Origin of the sequence: Winogradskyella sp. A3E31, from assembly GCF_046720935.1 — a bacterium.
Taxonomy (GTDB): domain Bacteria; phylum Bacteroidota; class Bacteroidia; order Flavobacteriales; family Flavobacteriaceae; genus Winogradskyella.
In genome coordinates, this window is record NZ_JBHNWH010000006.1 from 72528 (window position 1) to 88417 (window position 15890).

The window sequence follows — 15890 nt, forward strand, 5'->3', positions numbered from 1 at the left end:
GAAATTCAATTTCTTAACTTTCTCGACTACGCTCGAAATGACAGAGCTGGATACTTCTTAGGAAACCTCTTTTAACCTAATCTTGGTCATAATGAAATTAATAAAACTTCTTGATAAAATTGGACGCTATACTGCTGCAATCAGTCTTAGTCTTGGGAGTGTTCTATTTATATGGACAATGTGCTTCCCAAATTTTAAATTAACATTAAGGTTAACTGAATTATTTGTTTACTATGGATTTATTTGGAATGCTTTAATCGTTGTACTTATTATTTCAGCTGCCATAGTTTATAGCCGTTTTAGAATGCGATTATTCAAAGTTTTAGGTCGAATATTATTAAATATACCAATAGCTATTTTTTATTTTATTATAGCACTGATAATAGCATAATACAATTATGAAACTTAAACTCAACAAAACATACCTTATCATTTCTTGTGTTTTATTAATTATAGAAATCAGTATTGCATTGTACTTAAAAACAGGGTTTATAAGGCATACTTTTGGAGACTTTATTGCGGTGATTTTAGTTTATACATTCATTAAATCTTTTACTGATATTAGCGTAAAAGCTACAGCTATCATAAGTTTATTCATCGCATTTAGTATAGAGGCAGTCCAATACTTCTCCCTCATTAAATGGATGAATCTTGAAGATAATTCTCTAGCCAAACTTGTTTTAGGAACTACATTTCAATTTGCTGATCTCCTTGCCTACACACTTGGAATTTGCACCGTACTAATTATAGAATACAAACTATGGAAACACTAAAATCAATAATAAAAACAAAGTTCAAAACCTTATCCATAATCACAAGTGCGCTAACTTTTAGCCTTATTATTCTTATGATTCGGGTAAAATTGAATAAATCGTTTTTCTACCTCTTTTTAGTATGGAACATTTTCTTAGCCATTATTCCTTATGCCATAACCATGTACATCAATACCAAGTCCCTAAAACATTACAAGCTTGTACTTTGGTTTATAATCTGGCTACTGTTTCTACCCAATGCTCCATACATTATCACAGATTTTTTACACCTTAGAGTTGCTAACACACATCTACTCTGGTTAGATATTATTGTTCTTCTGTCTTTTTCTCTATCGGGGCTTGTTCTCTTCTATTTATCATTAATAGATATGCAAAATATTCTTAAGAAGCACTTTAAATCTATCCCATTAAATACAGTAACTTTTATACTAATATTTCTTTCTGCTTTTGGAGTATATCTTGGAAGATATCTACGTTACAATTCTTGGGAAATAATAAGTCAGCCACAGCATTTAATTTCTGATATACTGGTAATTTTCATAGCTCCTTACGAAAATATTGAAGTTTGGCTTTTTACTTTTGGATTTGGATTGTTTCTGTATTTCGTTTTTTTTATATCAACTCATTATAGAGTAAAAAATTGAACAATCTTATATCTCTAAAATTTTAGTTTCCTAAATATTAATATTTTAGGTATAATTTTTGCATTAAAACAGTTAACCTAACAAAATTACATCACAACCATGAATTAATTAAATATATAATATTTACTATATTTTTATTTCTTTATTGATATTAATCATATTCAAATTTAGTAGCATATAAACGAAGATCACCTTAAATGCGCAAAACCATATTATTACTAACCATTTCATTGTTTTTTTGTTGCGTATATGCCCAAAAGGAAAGAAATCAATGGTATTTTGGAATGCTCGCAGGAATGCAATTTGATGGCAACAACTATTCTAGTCTTGGAGATAACACCATCGAAAGAAGGATAGCTTTTGGTATTATAGAAGGTCCAGATAATATTATATGTGCAAATGATCAAGATGGTAACCTTATGTTCTATTCTGACGGTAGGATATTTAAGAATAGATTACATCAAAACATGCTAAATTCACCAACTGATGAGTATGCTTTTTGGGAATCACAAGCAGCTATTGCAAGAGATCCAGGTAACCCTAATCGCTATTATGTCTTTATAACTATCCAAGATGGTCTTAAAAAAAGATTAAGCTACACACTTGTCGATATGTCTTTAGATAATGGATTGGGAGGGTTAGTACCGAATAAAACTCATATTTTAATGGCAAACGATGTTGGACAACACATGGTCACAGCAAGACATGCCAATGGTAAGGACGTATGGTTAATATGTCTTCGTAATCGTGTTTACCACTCTTTCTTAATAACAGAAAATGGCATCTCTACATCACCGATTACCTCTACAGAGGGTGTTGATTTTTTTGATGGGAATGCTGGGAATTATGGTGTAATGGAAATATCACCGAATAACGAGTTAATTGCTGCTGGTTTTCCTCTTTTGAGAAAATTGTTCTTACTTAAATTTGATGACTTAACAGGTAAATTAGACTTAATATACGAAGAGGAAGAAATAGACGAAACAATTGATTCTGGACCTTTTACAGGTATTGAGTTTTCATCAAATAGTAAGGTTCTTTATACAACGTATTTCAATTCAGGTATTCAACAATATGATATATCTGACCTTGAAAATATTCCACCTAGATATGATGTAACAACAGAAAATGCCACTTACCCATATTTAAAAAGAGGCCCAGATGGAACTATATTTAGCAATCAGAGAGGTGAATCCTTTATAGGCGCTATAAATAACCCTAACTCCTTAGGTGAAGATTGTAATTATAGAGTTAATGTTCTAGGTCTAAGCGGTGATAATTTATTGGATTTACCAACATTTTTATCACCAAAGTATCCCGAAGGCATTTCATTTGCCAATATCTGCGAAGGGGAAACTACAGAATTTAACTATGAAACATCTCTTGTAGGAGCAACTTATAATTGGGATTTGGGAGATGGTACAATCGCAGAAGGGTCTAATATACTGCACACATATGCCGATTATGGTACATATATTGTTTCTGTCGAGGTGTATGATGATAGAGGAAATCTGGCTTATTCTGATTCCGATGAAATTACAATTTACGCCTCACCAACAATTGCATCGCCAAATGATATTTATGAATGTTCTCAGGATGTTACACTAATATTGAATAATTATGATACAGATATTTTAAATGGATTAGATTCAAGTGTATTCAGGGTAGGTTATTATTTCTCAGAATCGGACGCATTATTGAGTAGTAATGAAATCATAGATTTTACGCCAGATATCGGTTCAACATTTATTTGGGTAAGAGTTGAAAATTTGATTAATTCAACATGCTACACAATTGATAGTTTTAAAATTGTTACACCAGAGTTTATAGAAATCGATATGCCCGATATACAATATATCTGCAACAAAAAACCAATAGATTTAAATGCTCCTGATGGTTTTATTAGTTACGAATGGTCTACTGGCGAGACAACTCAATCTATAAGTATTGATACTCCTGGTTTGTATATTTTAAGTGTTATAAAAGATTTTGGTGATTTTACCTGTGAGTCTACAAAAAATATTACTGTGAAAGAAGGAGATGTTGGGCTTCCTGTTATTGGTGAAATAAATGTTATTGACTGGAGTTCTGAACAGAATTCTATTGAAGTAATTATGGAAAGCCAAGGAGTTTATGAATACTCCATTGATGGAATCAATTATCAACCTTCTAATATTTTTGGAAACTTACCTCTTGATGACTATCGTGTTTATGTAAGAGATGCTAACTGCCTTCAAGTAACCGAAAGCGAGACGTTATTTTTGCTTTATTATGATAAATTCTTCACCCCAAATGGAGATGGAGTTAATGACCTTTGGAAGGTTATCAATTCTGCAAGAGATGAAGACATAGAAATTGAGATATATGATAGGTACGGAAAACTATTACATACAATGTTATTCTACGATAGAGGTTGGGATGGAAATTATAATGGTACACCAATGCCTACATCAGACTATTGGTTTAAAGTAGTAAGATCTAACGGGAACACACATTTTGGCCATTTCACTCTTAAGCGATAAAACAATATAAGATTTCCTAATAAAATTAGATTATTCCCTCCCATCCACAAAGCCCTGAAGGTAACTAAAACGCTTAGTCAAGTTACCATTTTCGGTAATCTTAGCACGCTTTAAAATGCCGTCTTTGTCAGCATTAAAAAATGAAGGAATCACATACTCTAAAAAGGAATCCCCAAAACCTTCGCTGGCATCTTTGGGAAGCTCACATGGCAAGTTATCCACAGCCATAACCGTAATGGCATCCTTGGCATCAAAAGGAACTTCAGATTCCGTACTGGGGTCGTAACCATAAAAAGGCTTAGCAATGGTTGAAGGACGGACTGTACTCGCTACAGGTCCATCAATATCGCACGAAATATCAGCCACTAAATTTATTTTAAAATCTGGATGCTTAGCATCGGCTCTTGTAAACAAATACGGTGCGTTATTTCCATAGAAATGACCTGCTATAAAGTAATCTGTTTGTTTAGCATAAGGCATAAAATTACTTTCATATCCCGAAGGGTCCTTATAAAACTCAGATCTATTACCCACTTTACCATCAGTTCTTTTAGCATATTCCATAACATCCACCAAACAATACACAGGCTCAGAAAACTCTGAGGTTAAATATAGAGCGTCGCTGACTTCTTTAATTTTCAAATGGTCTAAAATTTCCTTAGCACCTTTTGCAACCTTACCTGTGCCTGATAATAAAATTTTGATGTTGGGAATCGTTATTTTATCCAATTCAGATTTCACCTCATTTAAATCCGATAGTGTTTCAACCTTTGGTAATTCAAATAAATGATCTCTAAGCCCTAAAGCCCTTAAACCGTTATAGGCACCAACAAGACCAGCATATCTTCCAAAGCCAATCAATCGTGCTCCATTCTGTTTTACTATGGTTTCGTGGTCATACAATTCAATATTGTTGTTTAGAATGGCTTTTAGTAAGTCTCTATTATACGGTTGTTTTTTTATTGTATGTGAAAAGAAAAAATATTTTTTATTGGGAATAAGGTGTTCTATAGGCACTTCCTTCACTCCAATCATCACATCACAATCCGAGACATCATCAGTGACCTCAAAACCCAATTTAGAATAGGCTTCATCAGAAAAAATTCGAATATCTGAAGATTCCACCACAAATTCAGCATCCGGAAATTGCTTTCTGGCCTCAGCCAATTTTTCTGGTGAGAATACCACACGACGATCAGGTGGACTTTTACGTTCTTTTATGATAGCAAATTTCATAATTCTCAATACTTAAATATGACATTTTTTCCAATAAAATAGAATGGAATAGATTTTGCACGAAAATAAATGGAATTAAGAGGTTGCACAACTTTTTTTGTAACTTCGCCATCTTATCAATTTAATTGGGGTCGACTGGTTTTGACAGCGAGATTAATTAAATCGTAAGCATGTCGTGTAATGACTTTGATACACGTAAAAGGCTGAGTCAAACTTTTAAACGGCGAGAATAACTACGCTTTAGCTGCGTAATCTGAATTATAGTAAGATTGTGCTAGTTCCTACTAGGTAGGAAGGCTAAATGTCTCCAGAAAGCCCTGGTTAGTGGCGTTCTTATTAGAGGCATCGTAAAAATTAACCAAGATTGGGTAGTGCTTTGTTACCCTTTCGAGATTTAGAAGATAAGTGTTGAGTAGGTTGTCTTTTGCCAGCTTAACATCGAAAAAACAATAAAAGAATACACATGTAGAAAGCGCTTTGGTTACTTGTTTGGACGAGAGTTCGATTCTCTCCGACTCCACCTTTGCCCTACGAAGCTTTGAGGAAACGAAAAGCGAAGTAGGGCTTATTAATTTTTACAGTTCAATTATTATTTATGACAAGAGCTTCGGTGGACGTGTCCACAAAAATTCATAAATTTAAATAAATCAAACTTTATGAGGTTACCATATACTGTTTATATTTTAAAATGCTCTGATAACACCTATTATACTGGTTATACTACAAATGTTGAAAACAGATTAAAATCACATAACAAAGGGGAGGTTCATTATACTAAAAATAGATTACCTGTTACATTAATATGTTTAACACAGTTTGAAAACAAGCAAAAAGCCTATGATTTTGAAAGGTATCTTAAAACAGGTTCGGGAATTGCTTTTAGGAATAAGCGATTAGTATAAGGTAGATTTTGAAAGTAAAACTCTCAAAACACCTTAAACACATAACCCAATAACCAATAGAGGATTAAAAACACGATAATAGTTCCGAAACACCCACATTTTCCTCCACCAATTTTCTTTGCTCCCCAAGCCGCACCAATGATTCTTAAAAGTTTTTCCATAATTTTAATATTATTTTAGGTAAAATTAAGTCCCTTAACTATTAAGAATTGCCCTAAAACCGATTATTTTTAACACTATCATGGTTAGACTCTATCTCATTGGCCTTTGCATCCTCATCACAGCTGTTTTAGCAAATGGTTTAATTATTAAACTTGGATTAAAGTCATGGTACGACTTTATTGAAATGTTATCAAGTCAAGGATGGTCAGCTTTTAAAATCATCTCTGCTTTTGATTACCTCTGGTTATTTATTGGGTATCCGCTTGTGCTAAGCCTTGGTTATGTAGTTGGTGATAAATTATATCAGCTTCTCTTTGTGTAAGCTTTTATTTTCCATTAATTTTCTAAAATGGAAAAAACCGTTACCGAAGCTATAGCTTATCGCCGCTCAACCCGAGTTTACAAAGACCAACCCATCGATACCGAAAAAGTAAAACAGTGCTTGTATAATGCGTCTTTGGCACCAACGAGCAGCAATCTACAACTTTGGGAATTCTATCATATCACTGATGATACTATTTTAAAAAAAATGGCATACGCTTGCTTTGGGCAAAATGCAGCTAAAACGGCGCAACAGCTCGTTGTCATTGTTACACGAAAAGATTTATGGCGACAACGTGCCAAAGCAAATATCGAATTTCTGAAAAGAGTATATAGCAAACCAAACCTAACTGAGCGTGAAGAGAAACGGAAGAAAATGGCCACCAACTATTACAGTAAGTTGATCCCAACTGTTTACATAGATTTTTTGGGGATTTTAGGCTATATCAAATATTTTATATTCCAAATTGTTGGATTGTTTAAACCTATTTACCGTCAAGCCAGGGAAAGCGATATGCGTATTGTGGCGCATAAAAGTGCAGGGTTGGCAGCAGAAAATTTTATGATAAGTATGGCAGCTATTGGCTATGATACTTGCCCCATGGAAGGTAGCGATACGTTACGGGTTAAACAGATTTTAAATTTACCCAGAGGTGCAGAGATAAATATGATCATTGGTTGCGGTATCCGAGATGACAAAGGCATTTACGGTCCACGATTTAGAATTCCTTTTGAAGAGGTGTATTTTAAAATTTAACCGTATTAAAATTCCCTAAACCTTCTAATAACCATTGATAATAGGTCCCTGCATTTGGCGTGTATGCTCTAGTAGCGTTTAGCAATTCCATATCATGATTGACCAACACATAGTACGGTTGGGAATTATTTTTAAAATTCTTGGTCTGCAACGTTGCCCATTTATTACCAATAGTCTCAATGTCCTTTACTGTCCCCGATGGTCTTAAGTATTGAAATTGTTCGGCTTTTGGCAACAACGTTTTATCATCAACATACAATGAAATGATAATGTATTCATCACTCAGTATATCATAGACTTTAGAAGTACTCCACACCTGCTCTTCCATTTTACGGCAATTGACACATGCCCATCCCGTAAAATCGAGCATAATAGGCTTATTTTCTAATTTAGCAGCTTCAAGACCTTCTTCAATCGTTTTATAACAATTGAGATCTAATGGGCATTCAGAAGATTTTTCATAAACACTATAGAACAAAGGTGGTGGAAAACCACTCAATAATTTAAGGTTGGCATATTTAGTATTGGTCACTCCCGGAATTAAATAAAGGACAAACGCCAAGAATAAGATGGCTGTAGTAATTCTGAAACCTCCCAATTTTTTAAGCGGCCCATCATGCGGGAATTTAATCTTACCGAATAAATAGAGTACCAATCCGATCCCAATAAGTATCCAAAGTCCAATAAATATTTCGCGTTTTAAAAGTCCCCAATGTTCTACTAAATCTGCGTTAGACAAGAATTTTAATGCTAAACCTAGTTCAATAAAGCCAAGAACAACCTTAACAGTATTCAACCATCCACCAGATTTAGGTAATGAATTCAACCACTTTGGAAACATGGCAAACAATGTAAACGGCAAGGCTAATGCCAGACCAAAACCACTCATTCCTAGTGACAATTGTGTTGCTCCTCCATCAGCCGTTAATGAGCTACCCAACAAAGTTCCTAGTATTGGTCCAGTACAGGAAAAGGACACAATAGCTAATGTTAATGCCATAAAAAAGATGCCGATAAATCCTCCTATTTTGTTGGCTTTACTATCTAAAGCATTGCTCCAAGACGCTGGCAAAGTCAATTCATAGTATCCAAAAAACGAAAATGCAAAAGCAATAAAAATCAGGAAAAAGATAATATTGAGCGTCACATTTGTTGAGATATTATTCAGAATTTCTGGGTCTAATGTGTCTATTAAATGAAATGGAAGACTAAGTAAAGCGTAAATTAAAAAGATAAAAAAGCCATATAAAATGGAGTTGAAAATACCTTTTTTATTATCGCCTGAACTTTTTGTGAAAAAAGAAACCGTTAAGGGAATCATTGGGAATACACAAGGAGTCAATAATGCAATTAAACCTCCCAAAAATCCTAATAGAAAAATCCCGAAATTGCTCTTTTGCTCTACTTTATCTGTAGATTCAAAATTATCCCAGCCAGTAACACCCAAATCCAAGGCAGCGGACAATGCTTTACTTCTTTCATCAATCTCAACAGCTTCTAATTCAACTTCAGATCCATCTAAGGAGATATTAAAAACATAATCCATAGGGATACATTTTTCATCATTACACGTCTGATAATCTACTCTTACCTCAATTAAATTAAGCTCTGAATTAATCAGTGCTATCTTTTGAACAAATTCAGCTTCATTTTCAAATTTTTTCAAATCCAACTCAAAAACTTTGTCAAATTTTGGAGCCACATTAGGTTCAGTTGTTGTGCCAATTAGCTTGTAATTATTCTCTTGTTCAGAATATTCAAAATATGTAGGCAACGGTCCTAATCCATCTGGTTCTTCTTGTGAATATACGTACCATCCTTCATCAATAGATGCTTCAAAAATCAGCTGGTATTCTGTATCAGAGAGCTTCTCAACACTATGAGTCCATTTAACAGGCTCAAGTATTTGAGCAAAACTTAGACTAAAGAAAAATGTAAAAAATATGCTGAGTAGGTAAGCGGATTTAATCTTCATAAATTAGGCGTTAAATCACAAATGTAATTTTTGTGTAGATAATAAGTGAAAACTACGGTCTAATTTATAAAAAGATTAAGATTTTAAGTAATAAAAAGAAAACCAGAACTTATGTCTGGCTATAGAGTTAAGGAGCGCCTTGTTCCTTAGTATCAGTAGCATACTTCCATTTAGAAATACCCCCTTTTAAATCGTAGATTTTTTTAAAGCCTGCTTCTTCTAGTTTTTTAACGCATTTGGCACTACGACCACCAGACTTGCAATACAATACTACAGGCTTGTCTTTATCGAGCTTCGTAATATCTTCTTCAAACGTTGGAGACTTAAAATCAATGTTCTGAGCATTTTCTATATGTTCAGCAGCAAATTCATCTGGAGTACGGACATCTACCAATTGCACATCTTCTAACTCTAAAATGTCTTGCATTTCTTCAGCGGTGACAACTTTTACTTCTGCGGGATTACCATTGCTTAAACAACTTGTTAAAGCAAAAACAACGACTAAAGCCAAAAGATTAATTTTTTTAAACATACTTTTAATGTGTTATGGGGTTATAAGCTCGCCTTCCCATTCATTTATTCCACCATTCAAATTATAGGCGTTTTCAAAGCCTAATTGATTTAGGATAGCACAAGCTTGTCCACTTCTATTTCCTGATCTGCAATACACATAATAGTTTTTGGACGCATCTAGAGCTTCGACTTTGTCTATAAACTCTTGGCCTCCATAAATATCAATGTGAAGTGCATTAGGTATCATACCCTCATCCACTTCATCCTGTGTTCTTACATCTAAAATTACAGCATTAGAGTCATTCTCAAGCTGCTTTGTCCAATCAATTTGGGATAAATCTGCCATTTAAAGGAAATTTGGTTGAACAAAATTAACATTTCCTTATAAAATAGACGTAAAAAAATCCGAAGTGTTACACCTCGGATTAAAATTTTAACATTTAAAAAAATACTAAACTTTTATAGAGCAGCCTATTGCTCTTGTTTCTTTTTCAGGAACTTCTTTACCCTTCATCAGTGCATCAACTGCGTTTTCAACATACTTGGTTTTTACTAAAGAAGCATCTTTGTAATTGTCATCAATTGCACCTATGTATTTTACTTCATTTCCTTTTTTAGTTTTCTGTAAAACATAAACGTGTGGAGTTTTTGTAGCTCCATACTGTGGATAAATCTTTTGACCTTTGTCCATTAAATAAGGAAAGGTAAATCCTTTTGCTTTTGCACGAGCTTTCATCGCCTCCATATTATCGCCTGGTTTAACATCAGTGTTATTAGGCATTATAGCAATGACAGGATACCCTTGCGAAGCATATTTTTTATCAAGTTCTATAATACGATCTTCGTATTCTACAGCATAAGGACACGTATTACAAGTAAAAATGACAATGAAACCTTTGGCGTCATTGTAATCTGAAAGAGATACCATATTACCATCGATATTCTCTAATGAAAAATCGGTAGCTATATCCCCTACTTTGTACCCGTCCCCCCTATCGGAAACTGTAAATGCGGTTAATGTAAGCATCAGCACAAATGCTGATAAAAGTTTTAGTGTTTTCATAATTAATTTAATTTAAAAATTGTTGTATTTCGGTTTCAAGTTCTTCATAGGTCAATGAGCCTTCATAAAACTGGCTTTTATCACCCTTGTAAATATATGTTGCTGGTATAGCACCAGACCACTCCTCATCTACAGCAGGTATCCACGTATTTGCATCCACATCATCAAGAACAACCACTTTAGACGTCAACTGCTTTTCTTTTAAAAATGGCTTTAGTTTTGTATCATATTGTCTTGGAAAATCTAGGCTTACCAAAAGTAGTTCCACTCCTTTGTTGGAATACTCTGCATTTAATTTTTCAAAATAAGGTAGTTCTTTTACACAAGGGGCACACCAAGTTGCCCAAAAATTGATGACATAAATTTTATCATCATCTTTATTAAAAAATGGTTTTAGGCCTTCAAAATCATAGATGTCGAGCTCAATATCTTGCTCTGAGGTTACTGCCATTTCTGGCATTATCTCTTTTTCTGTCTTTTCGTTATTCTTATCCGACTTACAAGACATTAAAACTGCAACTATTATAAAGCACATATATTTCATAACTTAAAATTAAGCATCAGAATTAAACATCATTGAAGTTTAACATAACATTAATGTAAAACCATTAAATTAAAACTTACATTTGTATATACAACAATTGTACATGAAGCAATTAGAAGAGGTATTAAAAACCAGTAAATCTATCCCTTTGTCAAAAGCAACAGTCATTCGTGTCTTCTACTCTAACAATGGTATTAAAGATGAATTACTATCTGCTTTAAAACCCTTTGATTTATCCATAGAACAATTTAATGTGCTACGGATTTTAAGAGGACAAAAAGGGCAACCGATTAATTTACAAGATATTCAAGATCGTATGGTCAGTAAAATGAGTAACACTACGCGCTTGGTAGATAAATTGATAAAGAAAGATTTTGTACAACGACAAACATGCGAAACCAATCGACGTAAAGTAGATATTTCCATTACAGATGAAGGCTTAGCAATTTTAAAGACATTAGATCCTTTAATAGATCAGGCTGAGCAAAATGTTACCCAAAACCTCAGCAAAAAAGAACTAGAACAACTCAATATATTATTATCTAAACTAAATTTTTAAATATGAAAAAGAATTCGAAACTAGGAATCATTGCCATTTTAGCACTATTATTTATGTCTTTTAGCTTATTAAAAGATGTTCCCGTCAATGTTGATGAAAGTAAAATAGTCTGGAACGGTTATAAAGTGACTGGTGAACATGAAGGCACAATTTCCTTAAAAAGTGGGCATCTCAACTTTGATGATGAAAACTTAACTGGTGGCTCTTTTGTAATCGATATGACAAGTATTACGGTTACTGACCTTAGCGGAGGTGGTAAAGCAAAATTAGAAGGACATTTAAAATCTGATGATTTTTTCGGTGTTGAAAAGCATCCTGAAGCTAAGTTTGTCATTAACAAAGCAACAAAAAATGGGGATTCTTACGACGTTACAGGAGACCTTACTATTAAAGGCATCACCAACCCGATTTCTTTTACAATGGCAGTTAATGGCAATATAGCAACTGCTGCATTAAAAGTAGATCGTGCAAAATATGATGTTAAATATGGTTCAAGTAGCTTTTTTGACAATTTAAAGGATAAAGCCATTTATGATGAATTTGATCTAAATGTAACCCTTAAGTTCTAAGTAAACATTGGTTAATAGCAACATTTAGATCTACAGTTCCCGTTGAGATTAGAAATAATTGAAGCGGGAACATTTTTTTACGCAAATAAGTTTGAAATCAAATTATTCATTTCTATATTTGGCCTTCAATGAAAACAAAAGGACATAATACATGGTGGTGGTCATTCGCAAACGAAACGTTCGTGAAATAGTCCATTGTGTAGTTTAAACATAGTAAAGGCTTGTCATTCACGACAAGCCTTTTTTTATTCTAACTAACGATTAGAGAAATTGATACAAAGAATTAATGACGCATTTTAAATTAAAAACAGATTACAAAAAGATGTTGGCAGACCATATTACGCCTGTAAATATCTATTTAAAAATACGAGATACATTTCCTAATAGCATTCTTTTAGAAAATAGTGACTATCGTGCCAATGACAATAGTTTTTCGTACATCTGCTGTAACCCAATTGCCTCTATCAAGGTTGTAAATGATACTATTACTCAAAAATTACCTGATGGCGAAACAGTCACTGATAAAGCTTCTTCAGACAATGTTACAGAAAGCATCCATCAATTTTCAACACGCTTTAGTTCTGACCTAGAAGAACATTTTAAATTCATCACCAACGGTATATTCGGGTATACCAATTATGATGCTGTAAAATATTTTGAGGACATTGAAATTTCAAAAAAGGGCAATTCAATAGAAATTCCTGAAATCTATTATGCCGTATATCAGAATGTCATTGCTATCAGTCATTTTAAAAATGAAGCTTATATTTTTTCACATACCCTAGATGGAGTTTCAAATGTTGAGACCATAGCTCAGGTTATTCAGAACAAGCAATATGGCACTTACAGATTTGGTTCTAAAGGAGATATTGTGTCTAACCTTACGGATGACGAGTATAAAAAGCACGTTGAACTTGCGAAAAAACATTGTGGTCGTGGAGATGTTTTTCAATTAGTGCTTTCTAAACGTTTTTCACAAGACTTTAAAGGAGATGAATTTAATGTGTATCGGGCCTTGAGAAGCATAAATCCTTCTCCTTATTTGTTCTATTTCGATTATGGGAATTACAAAATTTTTGGCAGTTCCCCTGAAGCCCAACTTATTGTAAGTAAAGGTAAAGCTGAAATCCACCCCATTGCCGGTACATTTAGACGCACAGGTGATGACGCTAAAGATGCACAGTCCGCTGAAGACCTAGTGAAAGACGATAAAGAGAACAGCGAACACGTTATGTTGGTGGACTTAGCGAGAAATGATTTGAGCCGCCATGGAAATAATGTCAAGGTAGAAACATACAGGGAAGTACAGTTTTTTTCTCATGTCATCCATTTAGTGAGTAAAGTCACTGGCAGCGTCAACAAAGACACAAATACCATGCAAGTTGTAGCAGACACATTCCCAGCAGGGACATTAAGCGGAGCACCAAAACACATGGCGATGCAGCTTATTGAAAAATATGAAAAAACAAGCAGAAGCTTTTATGGTGGTGCTATCGGGTTTATGGATTTTGAAGGTAATTTCAACCACGCCATCATGATTCGTACTTTCCTCAGTAAAAACCATAAGCTATTCTGGCAAGCTGGAGCCGGAATCGTGGCCAAATCAAACCCCGAAAGTGAATTACAGGAGGTTTACAATAAATTAGGAGCATTAACCAAAGCCATTACAATGGCAGAAGACATATAACTATGAAAAAAGTTTTAGTCATAGATAATTACGACAGTTTTACCTATAATCTCGTTCACTATTTAGAAGATTTGGGCTGTGAGGTCACCGTGAAACGTAACGACAAATTAACGCTGGAAGAAGTTGCTGAATTCGATAAAATTGTACTGTCGCCAGGCCCAGGAATACCAGATGAAGCCGGACTTCTAAAAGCTATCATAGCCGAGTATGCGCCTACAAAAAGTATTTTAGGAGTATGCCTAGGTCAACAGGCCATTGGTGAAGTTTTTGGCGGTAGTTTACAAAATATAGAAACTGTGTATCATGGGGTATCAACTAACGTGACAGTTTCTGTTAATGATGAAAGTTTATTCAACGACATGGATAAAACTTTTGAAGTTGGACGCTACCATTCGTGGGTAGTAAACCCTAATCTTCCAGAAGATTTAGAAGCGACATCATTCGACTCAAATGGTCAGGTGATGTCCTTAAGACATAAGGTATTTGATGTAAAAGGTGTACAATATCATCCGGAATCTGTTCTTACCCCAAACGGAAAACAAATTTTGAAAAACTGGATTAATTCATAAGTATGAAAGAGATTTTAAACAGATTAATTAATCAAGAAAGTATTTCTGCTGAGGAAGCTAAGAATGTCCTGGTCAATATTTCGAATGGAAAATACAATCAGAGTCAAATTGCATCTTTTCTTACAGTGTATATGATGAGAAGCATTACGCTCGAAGAATTAAAAGGATTCAGAGATGCCTTACTGGAGTTGTGTTTAGCCGTAGATTTAAAGGATTATAACCCTATTGATTTATGTGGAACAGGTGGAGATGGAAAAAACACGTTTAATATTTCCACCTTATCTTCATTTGTAACAGCTGGTGCTGGTGTCAATGTGGCTAAACATGGTAACTATGGAGTGTCATCAGCTTGTGGCTCTTCAAACGTTATGGAATTCTTGGGCATCAAATTCTCTAACGACCATGATTTTCTGGAGCGATGCATTGACCAAACCGGAATTTGTGTACTACATGCACCGTTGTTTCATCCAGCAATGAAAAATGTAGCCCCAATACGAAGAGAGTTAGGAGTAAAAACATTTTTTAATATGCTGGGACCTATGGTAAATCCGGCCTTTCCTCCAAACCAGATGGTTGGTGTGTTTAATTTAGAATTATTGAGATTGTATGGGTATTTATACCAAGAAACAGATAAGAATTATGCCGTTGTGCACGCATTAGATGGTTACGATGAGATTTCCTTAACAGGAAAAACCAAAGTAATTTCTAACCAATCTGAAACGCTTTTTTCACCTGAAGACTTAAACATTCCTCAAATAAAGCAATCCGATATTTTTGGAGGCAACACTGTTGAAGAAGCCGCATCAATTTTTGTGAATATCATTTCGGGCAATGGGACTGAACCACAAAATAACGTGGTATGTGCCAATGCAGGGTTAGCCATAGCAACATCAAAACAGATCAGCCACCAAGAAGGATTTGAGATGGCAAAAGAATCCTTATTAGGTGGCAGAGCGAAAAAGAGTATGGATAAATTGATTGAATTGAGTAATAAATAAGTAAGCAATATTCAGTTGCAGTTCACAGTAATTGATAAAAAACAATAGGATAAATACTATTAAACATTTTTATTTTAGGGGAAGTCCTATTTTCCG

19 protein-coding genes and 1 other RNA gene are annotated in these 15890 nt (G+C 34.2%); 13 read left to right on the top strand and 7 right to left on the bottom strand.

Features of this window, described 5'->3' with window-relative positions:
* Positions 1 to 91 precede the first annotated feature (91 nt).
* From ACFEMA_RS08730 to ACFEMA_RS08745, 4 genes are all read left to right on the top strand, one after another.
* A complete protein-coding gene (locus ACFEMA_RS08730) occupies positions 92 to 391 on the top strand; it encodes a hypothetical protein (RefSeq protein ID WP_411767758.1) in 300 nt (99 codons plus the stop codon).
* A 7-nt stretch (positions 392 to 398) separates the two neighbouring features.
* The gene (locus ACFEMA_RS08735) at positions 399 to 773 is read left to right on the top strand and encodes a DUF2809 domain-containing protein (protein ID WP_411767759.1); all 375 of its coding nucleotides are present in this window, start codon (positions 399 to 401) and stop codon (positions 771 to 773) included.
* Positions 761 to 1417, top strand: a complete 657-nt coding sequence (locus tag ACFEMA_RS08740; protein WP_411767760.1) for a DUF1361 domain-containing protein — start codon at positions 761 to 763, stop codon at positions 1415 to 1417. Before ACFEMA_RS08735 ends, ACFEMA_RS08740 begins: the two co-directional genes overlap by 13 nt.
* A gap of 197 nt (positions 1418 to 1614) precedes the next feature.
* The gene (locus tag ACFEMA_RS08745; RefSeq protein ID WP_411767761.1) at positions 1615 to 3939 is read left to right on the top strand and encodes a T9SS type B sorting domain-containing protein; all 2325 of its coding nucleotides are present in this window, start codon (positions 1615 to 1617) and stop codon (positions 3937 to 3939) included.
* Positions 3940 to 3969: 30 nt separating this feature from the next.
* On the opposite strand, the gene ACFEMA_RS08750 is transcribed toward ACFEMA_RS08745, so the two are convergent.
* Positions 3970 to 5175, bottom strand: coding sequence for an NAD(P)-dependent oxidoreductase (locus ACFEMA_RS08750; protein WP_411767762.1), 1206 nt, complete (start codon positions 5173 to 5175; stop codon positions 3970 to 3972).
* A 127-nt stretch (positions 5176 to 5302) separates the two neighbouring features.
* On the opposite strand from ACFEMA_RS08750, the gene ssrA reads away from it, so the two are divergent.
* Together ssrA and ACFEMA_RS08760 are read left to right on the top strand one after the other, a co-directional pair.
* Positions 5303 to 5698, top strand: a transfer-messenger RNA (tmRNA) gene (ssrA, locus tag ACFEMA_RS08755).
* 133 nt (positions 5699 to 5831) lie between these two features.
* Complete coding sequence (locus ACFEMA_RS08760; RefSeq protein WP_411767763.1) at positions 5832 to 6077, top strand: GIY-YIG nuclease family protein; 246 nt, start codon at positions 5832 to 5834, stop codon at positions 6075 to 6077.
* Between the two features lie 23 nt (positions 6078 to 6100).
* On the opposite strand, the gene ACFEMA_RS08765 is transcribed toward ACFEMA_RS08760, so the two are convergent.
* Complete coding sequence (locus ACFEMA_RS08765; protein WP_411767764.1) at positions 6101 to 6238, bottom strand: hypothetical protein; 138 nt, start codon at positions 6236 to 6238, stop codon at positions 6101 to 6103.
* 80 nt (positions 6239 to 6318) lie between these two features.
* On the opposite strand from ACFEMA_RS08765, the gene ACFEMA_RS08770 reads away from it, so the two are divergent.
* Positions 6319 to 6561, top strand: coding sequence for a hypothetical protein (locus ACFEMA_RS08770; RefSeq protein WP_411767765.1), 243 nt, complete (start codon positions 6319 to 6321; stop codon positions 6559 to 6561).
* A gap of 27 nt (positions 6562 to 6588) precedes the next feature.
* Positions 6589 to 7317 (top strand): nitroreductase family protein, encoded by a 729-nt coding sequence (locus ACFEMA_RS08775; protein ID WP_411767766.1) that lies wholly within the window; start codon positions 6589 to 6591, stop codon positions 7315 to 7317.
* Here the strand turns inward: ACFEMA_RS08775 and ACFEMA_RS08780 are convergent.
* The 5 genes from ACFEMA_RS08780 to ACFEMA_RS08800 all read right to left on the bottom strand — a co-directional run bounded on the left by ACFEMA_RS08780 (position 7307) and on the right by ACFEMA_RS08800 (position 11412).
* Positions 7307 to 9292 (bottom strand): cytochrome c biogenesis protein CcdA, encoded by a 1986-nt coding sequence (locus tag ACFEMA_RS08780; RefSeq protein ID WP_411767767.1) that lies wholly within the window; start codon positions 9290 to 9292, stop codon positions 7307 to 7309. The two genes, ACFEMA_RS08775 and ACFEMA_RS08780, sit on opposite strands and share 11 nt — an antisense overlap.
* A 127-nt stretch (positions 9293 to 9419) precedes the next feature.
* Positions 9420 to 9824, bottom strand: a complete 405-nt coding sequence (locus ACFEMA_RS08785; RefSeq protein WP_411767768.1) for a rhodanese-like domain-containing protein — start codon at positions 9822 to 9824, stop codon at positions 9420 to 9422.
* A gap of 12 nt (positions 9825 to 9836) precedes the next feature.
* Positions 9837 to 10151, bottom strand: a complete 315-nt coding sequence (locus tag ACFEMA_RS08790; RefSeq protein WP_411767769.1) for a rhodanese-like domain-containing protein — start codon at positions 10149 to 10151, stop codon at positions 9837 to 9839.
* Between the two features lie 105 nt (positions 10152 to 10256).
* Positions 10257 to 10868, bottom strand: a complete 612-nt coding sequence (locus ACFEMA_RS08795; protein WP_411767770.1) for a thioredoxin family protein — start codon at positions 10866 to 10868, stop codon at positions 10257 to 10259.
* A 7-nt stretch (positions 10869 to 10875) separates the two neighbouring features.
* Positions 10876 to 11412: a TlpA family protein disulfide reductase gene (locus ACFEMA_RS08800; RefSeq protein WP_411767771.1), complete on the bottom strand. Its 537-nt coding sequence runs from the start codon at positions 11410 to 11412 to the stop codon at positions 10876 to 10878.
* Positions 11413 to 11515: 103 nt separating this feature from the next.
* Between ACFEMA_RS08800 and ACFEMA_RS08805 the strand changes: the two genes are divergently transcribed.
* The 5 genes from ACFEMA_RS08805 to trpD all read left to right on the top strand — a co-directional run bounded on the left by ACFEMA_RS08805 (position 11516) and on the right by trpD (position 15794).
* On the top strand, positions 11516 to 11971 hold the full coding sequence (locus ACFEMA_RS08805; protein ID WP_411767772.1) for a MarR family winged helix-turn-helix transcriptional regulator: 456 nt from the start codon (positions 11516 to 11518) through the stop codon (positions 11969 to 11971).
* Between the two features lie 2 nt (positions 11972 to 11973).
* Positions 11974 to 12540, top strand: a complete 567-nt coding sequence (locus tag ACFEMA_RS08810) for a YceI family protein (protein WP_411767774.1) — start codon at positions 11974 to 11976, stop codon at positions 12538 to 12540.
* A 286-nt stretch (positions 12541 to 12826) separates the two neighbouring features.
* Complete coding sequence (locus ACFEMA_RS08815; RefSeq protein ID WP_411767776.1) at positions 12827 to 14227, top strand: anthranilate synthase component I family protein; 1401 nt, start codon at positions 12827 to 12829, stop codon at positions 14225 to 14227.
* 2 nt (positions 14228 to 14229) lie between these two features.
* Positions 14230 to 14796: an anthranilate synthase component II gene (locus tag ACFEMA_RS08820; protein ID WP_411767777.1), complete on the top strand. Its 567-nt coding sequence runs from the start codon at positions 14230 to 14232 to the stop codon at positions 14794 to 14796.
* A gap of 2 nt (positions 14797 to 14798) precedes the next feature.
* On the top strand, positions 14799 to 15794 hold the full coding sequence (gene trpD, locus ACFEMA_RS08825; RefSeq protein ID WP_411767778.1) for an anthranilate phosphoribosyltransferase: 996 nt from the start codon (positions 14799 to 14801) through the stop codon (positions 15792 to 15794).
* Positions 15795 to 15890 lie beyond the last annotated feature (96 nt).